The organism is Meiothermus sp. (assembly GCF_025056915.1).
GTDB lineage: Bacteria > Deinococcota > Deinococci > Deinococcales > Thermaceae > Meiothermus.
Map to the genome: position 1 here is coordinate 26,647 of NZ_JANWVH010000013.1, position 20,612 is coordinate 47,258.

The 20,612-nt window shown below is 62.0% G+C and carries 17 protein-coding genes and 1 tRNA gene; 6 read left to right on the top strand and 12 right to left on the bottom strand.

Annotated features, from left to right (window positions below; translation table 11 throughout):
* Positions 1-141: 141 nt before the first annotated feature.
* From menC to NZN28_RS03775, 4 genes are all read left to right on the top strand, one after another.
* Positions 142-1,260, top strand: coding sequence for an o-succinylbenzoate synthase (gene menC / locus NZN28_RS03760; RefSeq protein WP_295395436.1), 1,119 nt, complete (start codon positions 142-144; stop codon positions 1,258-1,260).
* Positions 1,261-1,272: 12 nt separating this feature from the next.
* Entirely contained in the window at positions 1,273-2,106 is an 834-nt protein-coding gene (locus tag NZN28_RS03765) for a GNAT family N-acetyltransferase (RefSeq protein ID WP_295395437.1), read from the top strand.
* Positions 2,107-2,268: 162 nt separating this feature from the next.
* On the top strand, positions 2,269-3,318 hold the full coding sequence (locus tag NZN28_RS03770; RefSeq protein WP_295395453.1) for an amidohydrolase family protein: 1,050 nt from the start codon (positions 2,269-2,271) through the stop codon (positions 3,316-3,318).
* Positions 3,319-3,341: 23 nt separating this feature from the next.
* A complete protein-coding gene (locus NZN28_RS03775; RefSeq protein WP_295395438.1) occupies positions 3,342-4,673 on the top strand; it encodes a chloride channel protein in 1,332 nt (443 codons plus the stop codon).
* Here NZN28_RS03775 and NZN28_RS03780 read toward each other — a convergent pair.
* The gene (locus tag NZN28_RS03780; RefSeq protein WP_295395439.1) at positions 4,576-5,241 is read right to left on the bottom strand and encodes a PIG-L deacetylase family protein; all 666 of its coding nucleotides are present in this window, start codon (positions 5,239-5,241) and stop codon (positions 4,576-4,578) included. The two genes, NZN28_RS03775 and NZN28_RS03780, sit on opposite strands and share 98 nt — an antisense overlap.
* 88 nt (positions 5,242-5,329) lie before the next feature.
* Here NZN28_RS03780 and NZN28_RS03785 point away from each other — a divergent pair.
* A tRNA-Ser gene (locus tag NZN28_RS03785) sits at positions 5,330-5,420 on the top strand.
* Between the two features lie 399 nt (positions 5,421-5,819).
* Here NZN28_RS03785 and NZN28_RS03790 read toward each other — a convergent pair.
* Genes NZN28_RS03790 through NZN28_RS03800 form a run of 3 tightly spaced genes read right to left on the bottom strand, consistent with a single transcriptional unit; the run spans position 5,820 to position 8,547 of the window.
* On the bottom strand, positions 5,820-6,986 hold the full coding sequence (locus NZN28_RS03790) for an aminotransferase class V-fold PLP-dependent enzyme (RefSeq protein WP_295395440.1): 1,167 nt from the start codon (positions 6,984-6,986) through the stop codon (positions 5,820-5,822).
* A 32-nt stretch (positions 6,987-7,018) separates the two neighbouring features.
* Positions 7,019-7,510: a heme-degrading domain-containing protein gene (locus tag NZN28_RS03795; protein ID WP_295395441.1), complete on the bottom strand. Its 492-nt coding sequence runs from the start codon at positions 7,508-7,510 to the stop codon at positions 7,019-7,021.
* A complete protein-coding gene (locus NZN28_RS03800) occupies positions 7,507-8,547 on the bottom strand; it encodes an oxidoreductase (RefSeq protein ID WP_295395442.1) in 1,041 nt (346 codons plus the stop codon). The genes NZN28_RS03795 and NZN28_RS03800 overlap by 4 nt, the downstream gene beginning before the upstream one ends.
* A 228-nt stretch (positions 8,548-8,775) precedes the next feature.
* Here NZN28_RS03800 and NZN28_RS03805 point away from each other — a divergent pair, with 228 nt between their 5' ends.
* Positions 8,776-11,154: a glutamine--tRNA ligase/YqeY domain fusion protein gene (locus NZN28_RS03805; protein WP_295395443.1), complete on the top strand. Its 2,379-nt coding sequence runs from the start codon at positions 8,776-8,778 to the stop codon at positions 11,152-11,154.
* Position 11,155: 1 nt separating this feature from the next.
* On the opposite strand, the gene NZN28_RS03810 is transcribed toward NZN28_RS03805, so the two are convergent.
* From NZN28_RS03810 to NZN28_RS03845, 8 genes are all read right to left on the bottom strand, one after another.
* Positions 11,156-12,193: a LacI family DNA-binding transcriptional regulator gene (locus NZN28_RS03810; protein ID WP_295395444.1), complete on the bottom strand. Its 1,038-nt coding sequence runs from the start codon at positions 12,191-12,193 to the stop codon at positions 11,156-11,158.
* Between the two features lie 26 nt (positions 12,194-12,219).
* Positions 12,220-13,563, bottom strand: coding sequence for an alpha-glucosidase/alpha-galactosidase (locus NZN28_RS03815; RefSeq protein WP_295395445.1), 1,344 nt, complete (start codon positions 13,561-13,563; stop codon positions 12,220-12,222).
* A 10-nt stretch (positions 13,564-13,573) separates the two neighbouring features.
* The gene (locus tag NZN28_RS03820; protein ID WP_295395446.1) at positions 13,574-14,308 is read right to left on the bottom strand and encodes a hypothetical protein; all 735 of its coding nucleotides are present in this window, start codon (positions 14,306-14,308) and stop codon (positions 13,574-13,576) included.
* A complete protein-coding gene (locus NZN28_RS03825) occupies positions 14,305-15,825 on the bottom strand; it encodes a CRTAC1 family protein (RefSeq protein ID WP_295395447.1) in 1,521 nt (506 codons plus the stop codon). The genes NZN28_RS03820 and NZN28_RS03825 overlap by 4 nt, the downstream gene beginning before the upstream one ends.
* A gap of 174 nt (positions 15,826-15,999) precedes the next feature.
* Complete coding sequence (locus tag NZN28_RS03830; protein ID WP_295395448.1) at positions 16,000-17,313, bottom strand: sugar ABC transporter substrate-binding protein; 1,314 nt, start codon at positions 17,311-17,313, stop codon at positions 16,000-16,002.
* Positions 17,314-17,389: 76 nt separating this feature from the next.
* Entirely contained in the window at positions 17,390-18,298 is a 909-nt protein-coding gene (locus NZN28_RS03835) for a carbohydrate ABC transporter permease (protein WP_295395449.1), read from the bottom strand.
* Between the two features lie 9 nt (positions 18,299-18,307).
* Positions 18,308-19,117, bottom strand: a complete 810-nt coding sequence (locus NZN28_RS03840; RefSeq protein ID WP_295395450.1) for a carbohydrate ABC transporter permease — start codon at positions 19,115-19,117, stop codon at positions 18,308-18,310.
* A gap of 388 nt (positions 19,118-19,505) precedes the next feature.
* Positions 19,506-20,612 (bottom strand): PQQ-dependent sugar dehydrogenase (locus tag NZN28_RS03845; protein WP_295395451.1); only part of this gene is annotated, 1,107 nt, incomplete at its 5' end.

A 20,612-nucleotide genomic window follows, 5' to 3' on the forward strand; every position in this document is an offset into this window, starting at 1 on the left:
CTGCTTCCCCCCGCTACGGTTTGTGGAGTGTTTGGGCAAGGACGGCGATTACTGCCCACGCTAGCGCCTTGAAGCTCGCCCGTTGCGGCAAGCTCAGGGCCCATTTGGGGTTTCAACGCCCTGCACGGTAGCATGTGAAGCATGAAAATCGAAGCCGCCGAACTCCGCCTGATCTCGCTGCCCCTCAAGTTTCGCTTCGAGACCTCCTTCGGGGTGCAGACCATGCGCCACCTGATTCTCCTGACCCTGTACGGCGAGGGCCTCGAGGGCTATGCCGAAACCGTCATGGAGTACACCCCGCACTACCGCGAGGAGACCATTCCGGGGGCCTGGGCGCTTTTGGAGGAGCTGCTCATTCCGCAGGTGCTGGGCAAAGACCTGGCCAACCCCGAGCAGCTCTGGGGCGAGATTGCCGGTTTCCGGGGCAACAAGATGACCAAGGCTGCGCTCGAGATGGCCTTCTGGGATTTGTGGTGCAAAAGCCTGGGCCAGCCCCTCTGGAAGGTGCTGGGGGGGGTTCGCACCGAAATTCCGGTAGGCATCAGCCTGGGCATCGAGCCGAGCATAGAGGCCACCCTGGAAAAGGTGGGCCAGGGGCTTTCCAATGGCTACCGGCGCATCAAGCTCAAAATCAAGCCCGGCTGGGACGTCAAACTGGCCTTAGCCGTGCGGGAAGCCTACCCCGAGGCCAACCTCACCGTGGACGCCAATTCCGCCTATAGCCTCAACCACATCGCCACCTTCAAAGCCCTCGACGCCGCCAGCCTCGACTACATCGAGCAGCCCCTGGCCTTCGACGACATCCTGGACCACGCCAAGCTGCAAGCCGCCATCTCCACCGCCATTTGCCTAGACGAGTCCATCACCTCGCCCGAGGACGCCCGCAAGGCCTTGGAGATAGGGGCCGGACGGGTTATTAACCTCAAGCCGGGCCGGGTCGGGGGCATTCTGGCCAGCCGCAAGGTGCACGACATCACCCAGAGCTACGGGCTGCCGGTCTGGATGGGGGGGATGCTGGAGGCGGGCATTGGCCGGGCCGCCAACATCCACGTGGCCACCCTGCCCATGTTCATCAAGCCGGGGGATACCAGCAGCGCCAGCCGCTACTGGCAGGAGGACATCATCGAGGAGGCCCTCGAGGCCCAGAACGGTCTGATGCCCGTACCCCAGGGGCCTGGTCTGGGCGTGAACCTGAAGCGCGACCTCGTCCAGAAACTGACGGAGAAATCGGCCTACGTAACCCACGCGGTGCAGGGATAAAAACCGCTGCGTATGCAGGTGCTCATCCGCGAACTCCACGAGCCCGAGGAGATTGCCGAAATCCCCCGGCTCGAGCAGGCCATCTGGAACGACCCCAGCGACACCATCCGCACCGGAACCCTGATGGCCCTGGTCCACGAGGGGGCCTTGCTGGCGGGCGCGTACCGGGTCGAAGCCACAGCCCCTTTCTCCCTGGGGGAAAAGGCTCAGGGGGCGGGGGGCTTTGCCCCGGAGCTGGTTGGGTTTATCTTTGGCTTCCCCACCAACCGCCCCACCGACCACCACTCGCACATGACCGGGGTGCTGCCCGCCTACCAGGGCAGCCAGGTGGGCCTTCTGCTCAAGCGCTTCCAGCGCGACTGGGCCTTGAGCCGTGGCTACGAGCGGGTGGTCTGGACCTTCGACCCTCTGCGAAGCCTCAACGCCCACTTCAACCTGCGTAAGCTGGGCGCCACCTTCCATCGTTACATTCCCAACTGCTACGGGAATATGGGGGGCATCAATGCGGGCGCTCCCTCGGACCGGGCCTATGCTGTCTGGGAGCTGCGCTCGGCCCGGGTCTACAACCGCATCTACGCCCCACCCCCAGCCCCCCGCACCGAGGGCCTGCCGCAGGCCAACCTGGTCGAAGGGCAAGAGCCCCTGGGGTTCCAGCCCGACCTGAGCGAACCCCGCATCCTGGTAGAGATTCCCGAAGACTGGGGCCAGATCCTGCAAACCAACCCGGCTTTAGCCCTGCGCTGGCGGGCGCACAGCCGCGAGGTTTTTGAGCACTACTTCGCGCGGGGCTATCAGGCCACCGACTTCGTGCGGAGCCCCAACCGGTACGTTCTGGAGCGAAGATAAAAATCGGCCTGGCCTTTAGGAGATGTTGAAAATACCTCAAACCCCGGACTGTGAGCCATCGGCTTGTTCGAGCCTTTGGCGCTGGGCACATGGGAGGAAGCCCTGATACTCGCCCCTGAAATCTGGACCGCCGAGGTGGTCTACCTAGGCTTCGGAACGCCCATGCTCAAGGGCGGCCTGGTGGTGGTGGGCCAGCACATCGCCGCGAGCGGCCCCCTCGACGAGTTGCGGCAGCGCTACCCCGAGGCCCCCATCGTGCACAAGGGCAAGGCCCTCACGCCGCCGGTGGTGAACGCCCACACCCACCTCGACCTCTCCACCGTGCCCTACTTTCGCGGCCCGTACACCGAGTTCATCCAGCACGTGATTGACCACCGCATGAAGCGCACCCCGGAGGCTACCCAGCAGGGCCTCGAGGCGCTTCGGGCGCTGGGGGTGGGGGGTTTTGGGGACATCGCCTACCAGCCCGAGGTGGTGGAGTGGCTGCTGGAACACTGCGCCCTGCCCGGGGTGGTCTACCTGGAGGTTATCAACCGCAACCCCACCGAGGCCGAAGGGATAGCCAGCTGGGTGGCCCGCCGGTTGTCCGAGTGGCGGGGGCGAAACAGCCAGCTCAGGGTGGGAATTTCACCCCACACACCCTACAACGTGAGCCCGGCCCTGCTGAAAAAGCTGGTGGAGATCGCCCGGCTCGAGGGCTTCCCCCTGCAGATGCACGTGGCCGAAAGCCCCGAAGAAACCGAACTGATGACCCAGGGCCGCGGCCCCTTGCAGGCCCTCCCTGAGCGGTATGGCTTTCCGCCCTACCAGGCGCTGCCCGGCCTGACCCCGGTGCGCTACCTGGCCGAACTCGGGGTGCTGGGGCCGCACCTGACGGTGGTGCACGGGGTGCAGGTGGACGAGGAAGAGGTAGAGATGCTGGCCCAGTCGGGCACCCTGGTGGTGGCCTGTCCGCGCAGCAACGAGGCCTTAGCCTGCGGCCAGATGCCCTGGGACTGGTATCTCAAGCACCGCCTCGAGCCCGCCTTAGGCACCGACTCCCAAAGCAGCAGCCCCGACCTCGACGTGCGCAACGAGGCGCTCTTTTTGTGGGGGCGGGTAGACCCCCGGGTGCTGGTACGGGCCGCGACCCGTAGCGGCTACCGGGTGCTGGGGCTGGAAACGCCCCGCATCACCCGCGGAACGCCGGTTTCCCAAGTACAATCCTGGTAGTCGGCCTCAGTGCCGGGATTTTTATGCAGATTGGTGCGCTCATCCTCTACAGCGCTTTCGTGGGGGCCCTGACCGGGGTTTTTGCCGCCGGGTTTGTGTTCTTACTGAGGGTAGTGGAGCGCTATCTGCTGGGCGAGACCTTGGGCTACCTGCCGCCGGGCCTGCCGGGCGAGGGGGGGCTTTCGCAGGTTTTTCGCGGGCCGGCCTTCGGGTGGCTGGCACTGCTGTTACCGCTGGTGTTTGCGGCCTCGAGCTACCTGGGCTCGGGCCGGGGGCTGGGCTGGCTGCTGGCGGCCTACCGGGCGGGGCGTCCGGTACGGGCCAGCGAGTATTTTCGGGGCATTGTCGGTTCGCTGGTGCAGCTGGGCGCCGGCTCTCCCCTGGGCCGCGAGGGGCCCATGGCTGCCCTGGGCTTGTGGGTGGGCAGCGTGATGGGGCGGCGGATTCCACTGGGGGAGTCGAGCCGGTTTCTGCCCTTTGCCGGGATGGCCGCCGGGTTTGCCTCGGCCTTCCATGCGCCCATGGCCGGGGCGCTTCTGGCCAGCGAGATTGTCTACCGGGGGCTGGCTTTGGAGGTCGGCGCCCTGGCCCCCGCCCTGATTGGCGCGCTGGCCGGCTTCACGGTTTACGGGCTTTTTCACGGCTACGGGCCGCTGCTCGAGCTCTCACCGGGGCCTCTGGAGTGGCCCCAGCTCCTGTTTGGGCTGGCCATCGGTCTGGTGTGTGCCGGGGTGGGCACCCTCTGGCTCGAGGCCGAGCGGTTTTTGCAACGCTTCTTACGGCGCCTCACCTTCGGGGTGCGCCATGCCCTTTTTGGGCTGGTGCTGGCGGGGGTCTTGCTCCTCATGCCGGAGGCCATCGGCAGCGGGCTGCCCTGGGTTCAGCTCGGCACCTCGCCGATCCTGACCCTGCCCTTTTTGGGCACGCTCTTTCTGGTGCAGCTGGCCCTGCTGATTTTGGGCGGGGGGGTGCGGGCTTATGGGGGGCAGCTCACCCCGGCCCTGACCCTGGGCGGCCTGAGTGGGCTCATTCTGGCCCAGCTGCTGGGCCAGGTTTTCCCTTCCATTGCGCCCCCACCCGAGACCGCCGCCCTGGTGGGGGTGGCTTCGCTTCTGGCCGGTATTGCCCGCGCACCCTTTGCTGCGGTGGTCTTGGCAGGCGAGATTGGGGGCTACAGCCTGCTGCCCCTGACCCTGATTGCCGCTTTTGCCGCCTACACCTTCACCAGCCCACGGGGCAGCTTCGAGGTGGGGGAGCTCAGCCAAGAAAAGGATGGGCCAGCGGAGCCTCTGCCTGAAAACGCTCCGCAAACTTTACGCCAGCCTCGGCCCCCAGCCTCGAGCGATTCGCCCTGAACGCCTCCAGGCTCAGCTCCCACTGGTAAAAGTCGCGGTAAAAGCCAAACACCCGCTCGGCCACCGCCTGGCCCTCCTCGCCCACGTCCACATAGACCGCCGGCCTCGGAATATCGCTGCGGTAGTAGTGCAGCAGGCGCACCGGCTGGCGGTGGGGTTCGCCGACCAGCTTGGGAATGCGGCAGAACTTGAGCGCCGAGAGGGTGGCCCAGTAGGCGGCCCGGTGGTCGGGGTGGACGTCGTGGGGGTTCCAGGTCAGCACCACATCGGGTTTGAAGCTCGCCACCACCCAGGCAATGGCCAGGGCTTCCTCGCGGCCCCCGGTCAGGCTCGAGTCCGGAAAATCGAGAAACTGGGGCTCTGCGCCCACCATCTCGGCCACCGCGTGTCCGTGCCCCTCGCGGATGCGGGCCACCTCCTGGGGGGGCATGTCGCCAAACTGGCTGGCCAGTTCGCCCCGCGTGAGCCAGAGGATTTTTGCCGCGTCGCCGCGCGCGACGTGCTTGGCCAGGGTGCCACAAACGCCTATTTCGTCGTCCGGATGAGGAAAGATGGCAAGTAGACGCACGCCCGAAGTATACCCCTCGGACGCTTGACGCTCCCAGGAGCGCCCTGTACACTCAACGTTGCCTGCCCAGGCAGGTTCAGTTTGTGCTGGAGTGGTGCCCGAGTGGTTGAAGGGGCACGCCTGGAGAGCGTGTATACGGGTTTCCTGTATCGAGGGTTCGAATCCCTCCCACTCCGCCAAAAAGCCATTCGCCTTGCGGATGGCTTTTTTTTGCGCCTGCGCCCGTGCGCCTCGAGCAAAGGGCTCCTGGCAAGGGCGGCCCTGGGGAGAAGCCCCAGAACCATCTTTCCACAAACACCTTACTAACGGTATAAGCGGCCAGGCAGGGCCCAGGGATATGGGGATAAGGAGCACGGAGTCAAGACCGCCGCCCCCTCCTGCCCTGTGCATTGTTGAACGTTGCTCGTGCGGCTGAACCCGGCACTACCACAGCGCCTCTCGCGCTCTTCACAGACGTGCCGGCCCTCGAAAACGAGAAGGGACAAGTGTCTGCGTTGCGTCTGGCCGAGACCCATCTTTTCGAGTTTCCACGCGGCCACTGTTCTGTTCAGAACCAGGCTTTCTCGACCTCGAACGGCTTATAACATGTGAAGAGCGCTCTCGAGCGCTTCGGCGAGCCGCTCGATGTCTTCGATTTCGTTGTACACCTGGGCCGAGACCCGCACCCACAAGCGCTCATCCCGGCACAGAATGGGGGCCTCGAGGCGGTGCTCGTAGAGGAGGGCATACTGCAACCGGGCGGCCTCCTCGCGGGTTTTCCCCCGCGAAAGGGGCAGCGGCAGGGTTGCCATACACCCCAGCATGACCTCCGGGGCCGGGAGGTCGGTTCCCCAACGGCTCGAGAGCACCTGGGCCGCTTCCCAGGCCAGGCGGTGATTGTAGGTTTGCATGGCTTCCAGACCCCATTCGCGCATTAAATCCAGGGCTGCCGGCGCTGCCAGATAGGGGGTGGGGTCTTTGGTTCCCACCCAGTCGAACTCCTGGGTGAAGCCCTGCCCCAGGCCCCAGGAAATCACCGGAGGGTGCAGGTCTGGCTGCCGTTCGGGGGCCACCCACAGGATGCCGCAGCCTTTGGGGGCCAGCGCCCACTTGTGCAGGTTGCCGGTGTAGTAGTCCACGCCCAGGCTGGGGATGTCCAGCGGGATGGCCCCGGGCGCGTGCGCCCCATCGGCCAGCACCGGCACCCCCGCCGACCGGCAAACCGCCGCCATCTCGGCCAGGGGCAACACCAGCGCCGTCTCCGAGGTGATGTGGTCGAGGATGGCCAGGCGCGTGCGGGGAGTCAGGGCTTCGGCCACCGCCGAGACAATCTGCGCCGGATGCCTGAGCGGAAATGGGAGCTCTACGGTCAGCAAGCGCGCCCGGGCCCGCTCAGCCCAATACCGGGCCGCGTTCACCACCGCGCCGTAGGCCAGGCTGGTTATGAGAATTTCGTCCCCTGGCCGTAAATCCAGCGAGCACAGCACCGCGTTCACCCCGGTGGTGGCGTTGTCCACAAAAACCAGATCGGAGCCTCGAGCCCCCACGAATCGGGCCACCGCATCTGCGGCCTCGCGCAGCCGGGGCACCGCCCGGGGAGACTGCCCCGACAGGGCCGAAAGCTCCCGCAACAAAAAGCGGGCCGGCTGCCGCTCCATCTCCTCCCGCAGGGCCTGCTGCACCGCCAGGACGCTTGTGGGCGTTGCCCCCACGGTGCCGTGGTTGAGGTAGGTGATGGCCGGGTCGAGCAGCCAGTGCCGAAGCATTGCCCTACCAAAGCGGACGAAGCCCACACCGCTCATGGGTCGAGGGCCAGCTCCTCGTAGGGCACCCCCAGGTAGTCGGCCAGCACCTCGACCACCAGCTCGTGATCCTCGCGCTGCGGCAGGCCCGAGACCGTGACCGCGCCAATGCACCCCACCCCCTTCACAAAGATGGGAAAACCTCCGCCGTGGGCTGCATAATCGCGGGCATCCAGGCCGCGCTCCTCGAGGCTGCTCTGCTTCTGCTTGAGCATCAGGCCCACCGCATAAGAGCTTCGATGAAAGCGCTGGACCACGTTGCGCTTACGCCTGACCCAGTCGGCGTTGTCGGGGCTGGTGCCGCGCATGGCGTAGAAGAACAGCGGCTGACCAAACAAACCGATGTCCATCGCAATCGCGCTGTGCAGGGCATCTGCCGCCTGCCTGAGTTTTTGCCCCAGTTCCCAGGCCACCTCGGCGTCGAAATGCTCGAAGCGCAGGCGGGCTTCCTGTTCCGCAATACCGGCCAGGTCTTGCTCAAGGTTCATCCGTTCACCTCCAGGGGAATCTCCCGACCTTCCTGAGCGCTCTTGAGGGCGGCCTCGAGCACCTCCATCAGCCGCACTGCCTGCTCCGGGGGCACGGGGTTGGGCCCCTCCTGCCGGATGGCATCGCGGACCCCCTCGTAGTAACGCCGATAATCGCCCGGCTCCATGGGCACGCGCTCTGCGGCTCGATGGGGATGGTAGAGCCAGCCCTCGCAGGGTTCCGGCGCCCAGCCAGCCGCCCCCGGACGCAGGCCCTGCTTCAGCAGGGCTTCCTGGCCGTCGAGTCCGCTGGACACAAAACTGGCCAGTGTACCGTGAACCATAAAACGCGGACTGCCCCCCGGCACCAGCGCACTGGCGTGCAAGACCACCCGCAGCCTTGGGTAGCGCAGCAGCACGTGCACGTAATCGGGGGTTTGGGCCTGCTCACGTTGACGGGCAAGGTCGGCGTACACCGCCAGGGGCCGACCAAAGAGCTCGAGCGCCTGGTCCAGCAGGTGCGGGCCCAGATCGTACCACAGGCCGCTCCCCGGCCCGGCCTGTTCGCGCCAGCGATTCTGCACCTCGGGCCGGTAGCGGTCAAAGCGGGACTCGAAATAGATCGCCTCGCCCAGGGTTCCCTGATACAGCAGCTTTCTCAGGGTCAGATAATCGCCATCCCATCGCCGGTTTTGAAAAACCGACAGGAACCTTCCGCGGCTCCTGGCCTCCTCCTGCAAAATGCGGGCCTCAGCCGCGGTCAGGGTAAAGGGCTTGTCAACCACCACGTGTTTTCCCGCCTGCAAAGCGCTTTGGGCCAGCTCAAAATGGGTATGGTTGGGCGTAGCGATAACCACCAGGTCGATTTGTGGATTCTCAACCACCTCCCGAAAGGTCTGGCTGACCCAAACTTCGGGCCAGTCCGAGCGCACCTGCTCCGGCTGGCTGCTTTGAATGGTGACCAGGCGCAAGCCCGGTACGGCCTGGATGACCGGTGCGTGGAAAACCCTTCCAGCCATTCCATAGCCAATCAGGGCGGTGTGAATAGGTAGGGTCATATTCTGGCTCGAGGGCTTCAAACATTCAGCTTATGGTTGCTGGTACTTGCCGCCACCCCAACGTCGGGCTTTTATCATCTTACTTTGCCTCCCCACTTCCCAAAAAAGAGGGTAGCAACCACCCCGCGGATGGGACAAAAATGGTGGCAATGGGGCCGTAACCTGAGGCGGATGGCATATGATAAAGGTGTATCTGGGCCTTGCACATTGTATCCTTTCCCTGTTGGCATGAGCGCTCTAACCACCAAACCCCGTCTTGTGAGCCCCAACTTCATCACCGAGATTATTGATGAAGACCTGAAGGCAGGCCGCTACCAGAAAATCGTCACCCGCTTTCCGCCCGAACCCAACGGCTATGCCCACCTCGGCCATGCCATTGCGAGCTACATAGACTTCGGCATTGCCCACGACTACGGCGGCGAGTGCCGCCTGCGCATGGACGACACCAACCCCGAAGCCGAAAAAGCCGAGTACGCCCAGGCCCTGATTGCCGACATGCGCTGGCTGGGCTGGGACTGGGGGCCCGAGGTAAGCTACGCCTCAAACTACTTTGAAGCGCTTTACCAGATGGCCGAGAAGCTCATCCTGAAGGGGCTGGCCTACGTGGACAGCGTCTCGCCCGAGGAGATGGCCCGGCTGCGCGGCACGGTGGACAAACCCGGCACCCCCAGCCCCTACCGCGAGCGGAGCGTGGAGGAGAACCTGGCGCTTTTCCGGCGGATGCGGGCGGGCGAGTTCAGGAACGGCGAACACGTGCTCCGGGCCAAGATTGACCTCTCCAGCCCCAACATGAAGCTGCGCGACCCGGTGCTCTACCGGATTGTGCACGCCGAGCACTACCGCACCGGCAAACAGTGGTGCATCTACCCCTCCTACGACTTCGCCCAGGCCACCACCGACGCCCTGGATGGGGTCACGCACAGCCTGTGCAGCCTCGAGTTCGTGGACAACCGGGCCATCTACGACTGGCTGCTGGAGAACCTGCGCGGCAAGTGCGGCCTGCCGGCCGCCCCCCGCCCCTACCAGTACGAGTTCGCCCGGCTGAGCCTGGAGTACACCGTGGTCTCCAAGCGCAAGCTGAGGAAGCTGATCGACGGGGGCTTTGTGCGCGGCTGGGACGACCCCCGCCTGCCCACCCTGGCCGGACAGCGCCGGCGCGGGGTGCGGCCCGAGGCCATCCGCCGGTTTGCCGCTCAGGTCGGCATCTCGCGCACCAACCGCACGGTGGACATCGCGCTCTTGGAGGGCGCCATCCGCGACGACCTGAACACCACCGCCCCCCGCGTGATGGCCGTGCTGCGCCCCCTCCGGGTGGTGCTCACCAACCTGAGCGAGCCCCGCCCCATCGCCCTCCCCTACTGGCCCCACGATGTCATTCGGGAGTCGCCCGACGGCCTGGTGCCCCTGCCCAGCGGCCAGCGGGTTCGCCCCGAAGAAGCCACCCGTCTGCTGAGCCTGACCCCAACGCTCTACATCGAGCAGGACGACTTTGCCCTCACCCCCCCCAAAGGCTTCAAACGCCTGACCCCGGGCGGAACCGTGCGGCTCAAGATGGCCGGGGTGATCCGCTGCGACGCCTACCAGACCGACCCGGAAGGTCGCGTGACCGAGCTCGCCTGCACCCTCCTGCCCGAGGAGGCCAAGGCCGCCGGGGTGATTCACTGGGTGAGCGAAGAGGACGCGGTGCCCGCCGAGTTCCGCCTGTACGACCGGCTCTTTACCGTGCCCCACCCCGAGGCCGAGGCCAAGGAGCAGGAGGACGAGCACGAAACCCCGGAAGACCAGGACTTCTTGCGTTTTGTGAACCCCAAAAGCCTGGAGGTTGTTCACGGCTATATCGAGAAGAGCGTGCTGGGCGACCCCACAGACACCCGCTACCAGCTCGAGCGCAACGGCTACTTCTGGCAAGACCCCATAGACTCCAAACCCGGTGCGCTGGTCTACAACCGCATCGTCACCCTGAAGGACACCTGGGGCCAATCCACCCGGCAGACCGAAGAACCTCGTGCAGCAGGCAGCCCCAAAGCATCCAGAGCGAAAAAGCCGGAAAGCCCGGCCTCGCCGACCGCCTCCCCTAACCTCAGCCCCGAGCAGGAGTCCAGGCTGCAAAGCCTCTTGGCCCAGGGCGTCCCCGAGGCCGAGGCGCGGGTGCTGGCCCGCGAGCCCCGGCTGGCCGAGTTCCTGCTGCAAGCCGCCCGGTCTGCTCCGGCGGCGGCGCTGGCCCACTGGGTGGTCAACGACCTGGCCCCTGCCCTTCGCGCCGGTGCGTCCGGGGTCAGGCCGGAGGGGCTGGCCGGGCTGGTGAAGCTGTTGGAGTCCGGCGAAATCAACACCCGCATCGCCAAGGATGTGCTGGCCGAGGCCCAGGCCAGCGGTGAAGACCCGGTGGAGATCGTGCGGCGCAAGGGCTTGCGGCAGGTCAGCGACGAGGGGGCCCTGGAGGCCATCGTGGACCGAATCCTGGCCGAAAACCCCGACAAAGTGGCGGCCTACCGTGGCGGCAAGACCGGCCTGCTGGGCTTCTTTGTGGGGCAGGTGATGCGGGAGACCCAGGGGCAGGCCAAGCCGCAACTGGTGCAGGAACTGGTAAGTCGGAAGCTAGGCTGAGCTACTTCTTGTGTTTGCTCGCCCCACACGACTCGCGAATCACCAAAGGTGTTTCAAGCAATACCTGGCGCTCGGGCGGCGGGTTGCCGCGGATAAGAGCCGAGAGCATCTCGACGGCAATGCGGCCTTGTTCAACCGGCGAGACCCGAATGGTGGTTAGGGGCGGGTTCATGTAGGGTGCAGTTGGAATGTCGTCGTAACCTACCACCGCGATATCCTCTGGAATACGCAGTCCTTGCTCGTGGATGGCAGCCATTGCGCCCATGGCAATGGTATCGTTGCCGGCAAACAGCGCCGTAGGGTAAGGTTTGCGCCGTAGCAGCTCTTTCATGGCCTGGTAGCCACTGGCTGCGCTGTAGTTGCCATATCGCACCAGGCTCGAGCGGTAGCCTATCCCAGCCTGCTCCAGGGCTTGCCGGTAGCCCAAGTGGCGATCCCGGGTGGCCACATACGCCTCGGGCGAAAAGGTAATGTGGGCAATGCGGGTATGCCCTAAGGAGATCAGGTGCTCGGTGGCCCGCCGACCCGCGCCAATCCCATCGGTAACAACCGAGTACCCCTCCCAGCCGGGAAACCCCAGCAAAACCACGGGATAATTTCGGCGAATCAGCTCGGGTAGCTGGCGGTCATCTGAGCGAACATTAACCGCAATAAACCCATCTATGTGCTTGCCCCTTACCAGGTCGGTATAAGCATCGGGACGCGAGACATCCTCAACTGTTTCCAGCAATACCCGGTATCCATGCAGGTGGCTATGCTGGCTCATACTGAACAGAAGCTGCGGGATGAAGGCATCCACTTTTAGATGTTCGGCATAGGCCACCACCAGCCCAATCGTCAGGGTGCGTCCACTCACCAGGCTGCGGGCCGCCGCGTTGGGAACGTAGCCCAGCTCTGCAGCCGCTCGTAGCACTCTCTGCCGGGTCTCCTCACTAATGTTGGCCCCCGGAACGTCGTTAAGGACAAAGGAGACGGTAGTGCGGGAAACCCCGGCCCGTTTGGCAACCTGTTGACTGGTGACGGGACGATGGTCAGCCATACCTTTTTCGATTATAGAAGGCCTTTCTAGAAGGCAGCTGCGTAACTGCGCAGGTTGACGGGAATAAACTCGCCGTGTGCCTCCAGCAGTTCATCTACCAGCTTCCAGATTTGCTCGAGGTCGAGCTCGGCTGCCGTGTGCGGATCCAGCATGGCGGCATGATAGAGGTGTTCGCGCTTACCGGTCAGGATGGCCTCTACGGTGAGCTCTTGCACGTTGATATTGGTTCGCATCAAGGCCGCTAGCTGAGGCGGAAGCACCCCTATTTTGGTGGGCTGAATGCCATTCTTGTCTACCAAGCAGGGCACTTCCACACAGCAGCCCTGGGGCAGGTTATCAATTAGGCCGTGGTTCAGCACATTACCATAGACCACCCTGGGCTGGCCGGTCTCGAGGGAGTGGATGATACCCGAGCCATATTCCACGCTGCGCCGAACCTCGAGTGGTGCGCGCTCGCTCAGAAGCTCCTGACGCTGGGTCTCCCAGCCAGCAATCTGGGCCTCGCACCTGCGAACATACTCGTCCAGGGGAATCCCGTATCGCTCGATCAGGTCGGGGCGATCGCGCTTGATGAAGTAGGGCAGGTACTCGGCGTGGTGCTCGCTGCTCTCGGTGACAAAATAGCCCAGCCTTTTGAACATCTCATAGCGCACCCGATCAGGGAGTTGAACCTCGCCATGGTCGCGGTATGGGGTCTGGCCACTCTCGGCAAAGGTGCGCAAGCGGGGGTAGAGGTCTTGACCCTGGTGCTCGAGCCTCAAGAAATAGGCCATATGGTTGATGCCCGCAACCAGGTAGTTGACTTCCTCCACCGGCACCCCAATGTCGCGGCAAATTTCACCGGCTGTGTGCTGCACACTATGACACAGCCCGATGGAGCGGATGGGGCTGGCTTTCTGCAAGGCCCACATGATCATGGCCATGGGGTTGACATAGTTGAGGTGCAGTACCTCGGGACAGAGTCGTTCCATGTCCCGGCTCATCTCCAGAAGGACAGGAATGGTTCGTACCGCCCGCATAATGCCACCAATGCCCAAAGTGTCAGCAATGGTCTGGCGCAAGCCGTATTTCTTGGGAATCTCGAAGTCAATTACTGTGGCGGGCTTATATCCCCCAACCTGAATCATGTTAATGGCATAGTGGGCGCCGTCCAGAGCACGTTCTCGGTCGGTGGTGACCACTATTCGGGGTTTTGCTGAGAGCGCTTGGGCCACTTTGCGGGCTACGATCTCGGAAGTGGCCAGTCTTTCGGCATCAATGTCATACAGCACCAGTTCCGACTCGGCAAGCTCGGGAAAAGAGAGGATATCGCCGATCAAGTTCTTGGCAAAAACCGTGCTTCCTGCGCCTATGAAGGTGATTTTGGGCATAGGATTCTCCTTAGCGGGGTTGAATAAGGCGAGCCAGTTGGGTGTGGGCCGCTAACACCAGCAACCCGGTCTCGCCCAAATTCCAAAGGAAGTGGATGGCCACTCGGGGTAACGTCGTAAGGCCCGGAACGCCGGTGCAGAGGTTGTTCTCTGCCAACCAGCCGTCGCGGCCCAGGATGCCCGGGAGGGCCTGGGCAACTTGGAAGCCCGAGAGGCCCAGCGCACCGAGTTCAGCTTGGAGTTGCAAGTAGCGTAGTAGCAGGTAGGCGTGCTCGAGGGTGTGCGCCGTAGTCCAGCCTAAAAGCGCCCAACCCCAGAAACCGCGCAACCCTCGCCGCAGCAAAAAAATCACCATAGACAGCACAAAAACATTCCAAAGGAAGTGCACCCATTCAACATTGAGCGAGGAGATGAGCCCTTGGGACAGGATGGGAGGACGATTGAGCAGGTAATACTGCACCATCTGTACGGTGTGCTCTAAAAAGTGAAAACCCTGGAGCATCAGCAAAGCGCTTAGCACAAAGGCAGCAGCTCCCAAGCACCTAAAGTCGTCCCACCACTTGAGCCCCACCGGCACGGCCACCACACCCAAAAAAACCAGCGTCCCGCCCCAGACGGGCAGGCCGGCTCCATATACCCCTACCCCGGCCAGCACCAGTCCCAAAGCCCCCAAAAGCAGCAATAGCTCGCGGTAGACCCGGAAGCTAAGCAGTCCAGCAAGACTTCTAGGGGGGGTAGGACTCACGGGGTCTCCCTTCGGATCAGGGTCAGCAGTTGGCCGGCCCTTGCCGCTTGCCAGGAGCGTTTTCCATCGGGCCAGACCACCTCGAGCCACCCCTCCTCCTGGGGTAGGGCAAAATGCAGCCGGGGTGCGTCGCCCGAGAGATAGCCACTAGTCGCCGTGACTTGCCGCCACTGCCGCCAGCCATTGCTGTGCAAAATCACCGCGGCCCCTATGGCGCGGGTGTTCTGGCTCTGTGGCCAGCGAAGCTCGACTTCCAGGGTGGGGTGGCCACAGAGCCGGTTTTCAAAGAGCTGGGCCGGGCTGCTCAGGTTGTTGACCACAATGTCCAGGTCGCCATCGTTGTCCAGGTCTGCCATGCTCATGCCTCGAGCACTGCGCTTCGAACCCAGTTTCCAGTCCGGCTGATGCTCGAACCGGCCTCTTTGGTTGCGAAAGACCCGGTTTTCTTCGATCAGCTCGCCACCCGGCAAATAAGGAAACTGCTCGATATCCATCATGCCGTTCACCACATAGAGGTCTTGCCAGCCGTCGCTGTCCAGGTCGCCAAACTTGGCCGACCAACTCCAACCGGTAGCATCCAGACCAAGCGCATAGGCCATATTGCGAAAGCCCTGGGCCTGCCGAACCTGCAACATGTTCTCGGTTTTCTGGGGGCCCTGCGTACGGAATTTTTTGTAGCCCCGCTCCAGCAAGGGCATCCAGGTAGCCAGGGTCTTGAGGTCGCGGAAATCCGGTTTCATGTCGGTAGAAAAAAGCTCGGGCACACCGTCGTTTTGGATATCGCCCAGGGCAAAACCCATGGGGTGCTTGCTAAACTGCCGGAAGGGTTGAAACTGCTGCCAGGTTCCATCATCCCAGCGCCAGGCCATATCGGGCAGGTCGAAGTCGTTGCCCACAATCAAGTCGCGCTGCCCGTCCAGGTCTGCATCGAAGGCCACCAGCCCCAGGGCAAATGCCTTGGGGTATAGACGTTGTTCTGTATAGCCCTGTGGGCCTGCTTCATATAAAAACACCCCAGCCCCTCGGCCAAACAAGAATCCGTCGCGGTTCTCGGCCTCGAGGATCGGATCATACGAGGCGGTGACCAAATCCAACCGACCCCGCCCCAATAGGTCATCCCACAAAAACACGAAAGCCGGATGGCGCACCCCTTCCAAACGTTGCTGTACAAAACGCCCATTTTGATTGCGCCAGTAACTGGGATAAGAGTTGTTATGGGTAAAAGTGATGTCCAGCCAGCCATCCGCATCCACATCTACCAAGGCTACCGCCTTAGTACCTTCTGTGGGTAAAGCCTCCCGTTCAAAGCGGAGTTGACCCTGGTTCCAAAAAACACTGGCCTCGCCGACCTGGGAAGCCAGCACGATCTCGATGAGGCCATCGTTATTGAGGTCGCCTAGCCCCACCCCTGCGCCATTGCCGTCGAAACCCCGCACCGGCCATGTGCGGCCCTGGGCAGTGTGTGGCAAATCGTGGGCTTCAAAAGCAGTACCGCACAAACCCTGTTCAAGTTTCACAAAATCTACCGTTATCGCTACCGTGCCATCGGAAGGGGCATGCGGTGGGGATGCGCCAGCATCCAAAGACCCTAGAAGGAGGGCTAGGGCTACCTTGGATAGTGCTGCGCGCATCACCACACCCCATGCGGATAAGGCTAGGGGGGAGAAATGCCTCCCCACCCTCCAGGCAATCTAGCGAAAGAGGGCATTCACCTTGGCATTGGCTTCGCGCAGGGCATCCACTGCGGTGACCTTGCCCAAGAAGATAGAGTCCATCGCAGCTTGCATGATGCTACTGACCTCGGAAGCCTTGTCGGCGATGGGGAACAAGAAAGTGGCTCCAGGGGTGTTGGCCACAGTTGTAAAGGCACTCACGTCAATGCCTTTGGAGGCATGCGCCTTCAGGGCAGCATCCACCCCGGACTTGATGGCTGGGAAGACCACCCCAAAGCTCCCCACAATGTTCTGGCAGGCCGGAGAACCCATGAACCTGACCCACCGCCAGGCCTCTTCTTTCTTTTTACTGCCCACCCAGATGTTGTCTGCCAGACCGTTGAACATGCTCTTGCGTCCCAGCGGCCCTATGGGCAAAGGGGCCCAACCGTATTCAAACTTGGTGTTGTCGCGGAAGTAGGTGATCATCCAAGAGCCCTGGGGCATCATGGCTGCTTTCCCCGAGGTAAAAAGCGGTTCGACACCACCGCTGGTGGGCAGATCCTTGAAGGGCACAGCAATACCTCGCTTCAGCCCGAGGTCGGCTAGCCACTGGATGGTCTCGGCCAGCTTGGGGCTATCGTAGTAGTACTTGCGCGACCAGGGACCATCGTTGAACTTGAAACCATTGGCAACTGCCAGCCAGCTCCACTCGGTCTGACCGTACCCTCCCCCATTGGGGCTAACCCAGCCGTACTGCACCACGTTTTTCGGGTCGAAGCGAGGGCTCAAGGCATTGTTGCCGTTCTTATCTTTGGTTAGACGGGCCAGAATCTGACCGAAGGTGCCACCGTCCTTGGGATTCCAAGTCCAGTTCTTGATTTGCGCTTCTGTAACCCCCGCCTCTCTCAACATTTTCTTGTTGTAGACAATGGCAACGGTGTCCCAATCCTTGGGCAAACCATACTGCTTACCGTCTTTTCCCCATAAATCATAGAGGCCAGGATAGTAGATTTTGGTGTCCAGATTATCCCGCTTGATGTAAGGAGTTAGGTCAACAATCTGGTTGTTGAGCGCAAACTCAGGGTACTTGGCCAGATGGCTGGTAAAGACATCGGGAGCAGTACCCGCAACGAAGCCCGTGGTGATGCTGGTCCAGTAGTCATCCCAGCCTTTTTGCTCAATCTTTACACGGATGTTGGGGTTTTGTTTGTTGAACTCGGCTGCACAAGCTTCATACGCGGGCTTCTGGTTGGCATCCCACAACCAGTAAGAGACCTCGGTCTGGGCTAGGGCGGTACCCAGTAAACCTGAAATGGCCAGCATCCCTACTTTTTGAGCCAGTTGTTGCATGTTTCTCCTCCAAAAAAAGAAGCCTAAGACGGGTTTGCCAATCTCTCTTTAGACTTGTTCTCCTACCTCCTTTACGTCATTTCACGCCACTGAATTGCAGCGACTCCACCACCTGACGCCCCAGCACCAAGAGCAGGATGATCACTGGAATGATTGCAAGGGACGTTGCTGCCATAATTCCGGTCCAGTCCGCACCACCCTGGGGTGACTGCGATTGAAAGGCCTTGAGGGCCACCGTAATTACCTGCCATTCATCTCCCCTGGCCACGATGTAGGGCCAGAAGAACTCGTTCCAGGTAGCAATAGCGGTGAGGATGCTCAGGGTGGCAATAGGGGTTTTGCTAATAGGCAGCACCAGCCGCCAGAAGATGTAAAAAGGCGAAGCCCCATCCAGGTAGGCGGCCTCCTCGAGCTCTTTGGGCATCGAAAGGAAAAACTGCCGCAGGAAGAACACCGCAAATGGCGCCATCAGGACATAAGGCGCTACCATTCCCTGGAATGTGTTGAGCCAGCCCAGATCGCGCATAAGGATGAAATTGGGTATGAACAACACCACGCCCGGGATCATGGTGGCCGACAGAAAAAGGAAGAAGATCAGGTCTCGGCCAGGAAACTTCAGACGTGCAAAGGCATAGGCCGCCAGGGCGCTGAAGAAGGTCTGGAATATCACCACACAAGCCGTAAAGAGCAGAGAGTTGCGCAGTGCGTGCGCGAAGTTGATTACCGCTCCAGAGCCTCCTGCCGCCTGGTTTTGCTCGAGGCTCAAGAAACCAAGCACGCGCTCAAAATTAATCAGGGTCGGCGTGCTGGGAAAAAGCCTGGTGGACTCAGCAAAAAGATCCTTGGCGGGGGTAATGGCCGTCTTGAGTACTACCCACAATGGAAACAGGGTGACAAAGATCATTATCACCAACAGCAACCACGACAGCGCGAGCCCCCAAGAAAATCTGCGCACTTCTCTGGTAGAGGAAAAAGTAGGTTCCATAGCGCACCTCTATCCCAGGTCGGACTGATTGGCCCGCAACAGGCGCATCTGCACTAGGGTGAACGCAATCAGGATCAAGAACAACACCACCGACATGGCCGACGCATAGCCCATTCGCAGGAAATTAAAGGCATTTTCGGAGATATACCAGACAATGACTCGAGTGGCATCCACCGGGCCCCCACCTGTGGTTACTGCAATCATGTCGTAGACTTGAAATGAGCCAATAACGCTGGTAACCAACACAAAAGCCATTACCGGTCGCAGTAGCGGCAGGGTGATGTGCCAGAAGGTATGCCATTCGCTCGAGCCATCAATTGAAGCGGCTTCATAGAGTGAGCGGGGAATGGACTGCAAGCCTGCATAAAAAAGCAAGGCCGTAAGACCCATGTGTTTCCAGATGTTTACAGCAGCCACCGAAGCCAGGGCCTGATCGGGCGAGCCAAAAAAGGGTTGCCTCTCAACGCCCAGCCCCTGTATGAAGGCGTTGATATATCCCAACTGGGGGTTTGTCAGCCAAACAAAAATCATGCCTGCCACAATGCTCGAGAGCAGGTACGGCAGAATAATCACTGCCCGTAGCCACAGTGCCCGCACCACCCGATCCATCAGTACCGCTAGAAAGAGTCCCAACGCCGTTTGGATAGGAATGTTGTACAGCACGTAGAGTCCGGTAACCCGCAAAGAGTGCCAGAAGTTTTCATCGGCAATCAATCTGCCGTAGTTTTCCAGCCCTACTCCTTTGGGCGGACGCAACAAGTTCCAGTCGGTAAAGCTAATCTCCACAGCACGGAACACGGGAATAAGGTAGAACAGCACGAATCCAATCAGAGCGGGTAGTATGAACAAGAAACCCGTTAGGGCCTCTCGACTCAGGGTGCGACCCCGCCACCCCCTTGGCAAAGTATGAACTGCCTCTTTCGGGTCATCTGACGTCATGCCTACCCCCTATAACCTCATGGGATAACTCGTGTTACTAACTCGTGTTAGTTACACTAATACAGTTTCACTGTTTTTGTCAATAGCAGATCCAAAAATGCATCTACACCGCATCACGCAGGCTTCAAGAAAAGCATAGAGCGCTCCTCACCTATCTTTGAGCGGTTACCACGAATAGTCCCTACAGCACACACCGCTGTTGGGGGTAAAACACTGGCCGCTGCGAGGGCAGTGTTTGTGGGAGGCCGCGATTAAGCTCCACGCTGTTTTACCCATCCCTGTACCAGATGCGATAAACTCGCCCTCCCTTAGCATCCGATACATACATCGCCCCATCCAAGCCAATCACCAGCCCCACCGGGCGGCCCCAGGCATCGCGGCACATCTGGCCTGTCTCCCGCCAACCGGTGGCAAACACTTCCGAGCGAACCGGCAAATCGTTCTGGATCACGAAGCGTTCAATTTTGCAGTCGCGGTACTTGGCCGGGTTCTGCACCCCCAGCGAACCGTGGTAGGCGATGTAGAGACTGTTGCGGTACTCGAGCGGAAAGTGGCTCTTCGTACCCCAGGTCATGCCCAGCGGGGCCGAGTGGGCCGGGGCCGTAAACAGCGCGGGAACCGCCTTGCGGCAGTCGAAGCCCTCGGTGCGGGGGTCGGGCACCTCGCTACGCTCGGCCTTCAGGTTCAGGCCCAGGCCCGGCGTGTAGCAGTAGGGCCAGCCGTGAAAACCCCCCGGCTCTACCGCCACAATCACCTCTTCGGGGGGCAGGTCGTCGCCCAGGTGGTCGGTGCCGTTGTGGGTGGCCCAGAGCGAGCCTCGAGGAGTCCAGGTAAAGTCCACGCTGTTCTTGAGCCCTTCGGCCCAGACCGTCCGGCGGCGGGGGTCAGGGTCGCGCACAAAGGGGTTGTCGTGCGGAACGCTGCCGTCGGGGTTATAGCGCAAAATGGCCGCCCGGCGGGGGTCGCGCTCGGGGCCAAAGTTGGTCTCGGAGCCCACCGACACATACAGCTTGCCATCCGGCCCGAAATGCAGGGTGCGGGTGAAGTGCCCGGAAGGCCCCGGAATCTCGGCGATGACCGTTTCACGCAGCCAGACGTTGCCCCTCGGCTGCAAGCGAATGACTGCGTTGCTGACCGCCACGTAAAGCCAGCCCCGGTGCCATTCCAGGCCGTGCGGAAGCTCGAGGCCCCCCACCAGCACCTCGACCCTATCGGCCCGGCCATCGCGGTTGCGGTCGGGCAGGCGCACCACCTGGCCCCCGTACATCAGGGTCAGGTAGAGGTGTCCATCCGGCCCCACCGTCATCATGCGGGGGGCCCCCTCAAAGCCTCCAGCAAACACCTGAATGGCAAACCCGGGGGGTAGCCGGATGCG